The organism is Rhizobacter sp. P2_H2 (assembly GCF_056403375.1).
Genome location: NZ_JBFUFP010001468.1, coordinates 1 through 1,046 on the forward strand (window position 1 = coordinate 1; position 1,046 = coordinate 1,046).

The 1,046-nt window shown below is 66.9% G+C and carries 2 protein-coding genes and 1 tRNA gene; 2 read left to right on the forward strand and 1 reads right to left on the reverse strand.

Annotated features, from left to right (window positions below):
- Together AC1D15_RS33980 and AC1D15_RS33985 are read left to right on the forward strand one after the other, a co-directional pair.
- On the forward strand, positions 1-314 hold a 314-nt coding region (locus AC1D15_RS33980), incomplete at its 5' end, for a sodium/proton-translocating pyrophosphatase (RefSeq protein WP_477829536.1).
- 170 nt (positions 315-484) lie between these two features.
- Positions 485-799, forward strand: a complete 315-nt coding sequence (locus AC1D15_RS33985) for a hypothetical protein (RefSeq protein ID WP_477829537.1) — start codon at positions 485-487, stop codon at positions 797-799.
- An 89-nt stretch (positions 800-888) separates the two neighbouring features.
- Here the strand turns inward: AC1D15_RS33985 and AC1D15_RS33990 are convergent.
- Positions 889-965 (reverse strand) — tRNA-Pro (locus AC1D15_RS33990).
- Positions 966-1,046 lie beyond the last annotated feature (81 nt).

The following is a 1,046-nucleotide window of genomic DNA, read 5'->3' on the forward strand; positions in this document are numbered from 1 at the left end:
AGAAGTACATCGAGGACGGCCACCACGGCGGCAAGGGCTCGGACGCGCACAAGGCGGCCGTCACCGGCGACACCGTCGGCGACCCCTACAAGGACACGGCCGGCCCGGCGGTGAACCCGCTGATCAAGATCATCAACATCGTCGCGCTGTTGATCGTGCCGCTGCTGCCGGCCGGCATGGCGGCGAGCACCGCGGATGCGCTGCAGCACGGCGCGCCGACGACGATGTCGGCCAGCGCGCCGGCCACAGGCTCAGCCAGCGCTCCGGCAGCGGCCGAGGCGGCGGCACCGGCAGCTTCCGCGGCCAGCCAATGACGCGCAGCTCAGGCGCCGGACGGTGCGGTTTTCGCCCACCGACGCGTACGGAATCGCCTGCGCTGCAAAGGGGATCTGCTCCTACGCGAAGCTCGGAAGGCGCCGATGGCGGACGCGGCGGCGCGGTCCGAACATCGTCCGCGTTCTCAGCAGTCCGACCCCTTGCACCCATGCGCAGCCGCCTGATCACCGATGGTCTCCACCCCCTGGAAGACGAAGCCCTGATGAACGCCCTCGACACCATCGACGCGACAAGCCGACCCGATGGCGTGCAGATGGTCTTCGGCGTCGAGGACAGCAATCACCGCGTCTACCGGTTGATCGAGACCTCCAGCCTGCTCGAAGCAGTGCGCGTCATCGGCGCGATCCGCGAGCTCGGGCTGAGCGGCGCACCCGGGCGCAGGGAACACGGCGTGCTGCTGCAGCGGGTGTTCGTCCGCGCGGCGAGGCATGTGGAGGGACCGGAAAAGCACAAAGCCCACTGAGCTTCAACTTGAGTTAGACCTCAAGTCAGACCTCAGTGGGCTTTTTCCGTGCTGGTTAGTGGGACCTAACCGTTCTAGCTGGCTATCTATGGTCGGGGTGGCGGGATTCGAACTCGCGACCCCTTGCACCCCATGCAAGTGCGCTACCAGGCTGCGCTACACCCCGACGTAAGCCGCGCAGTATAGCGTGGAAATCCGGCGGTTCCGGTCAGGCAACAAGCCCTCAAGCAACCAGCAGGTGGCGGAT

Excerpts from the sequence above, each read along its gene's own strand:
- AC1D15_RS33985 (WP_477829537.1), top strand. The coding sequence starts at position 485 with ATGCGCAGCCGCCTGATCACCGATGGTCTCCACCCCCTGGAAGACGAA.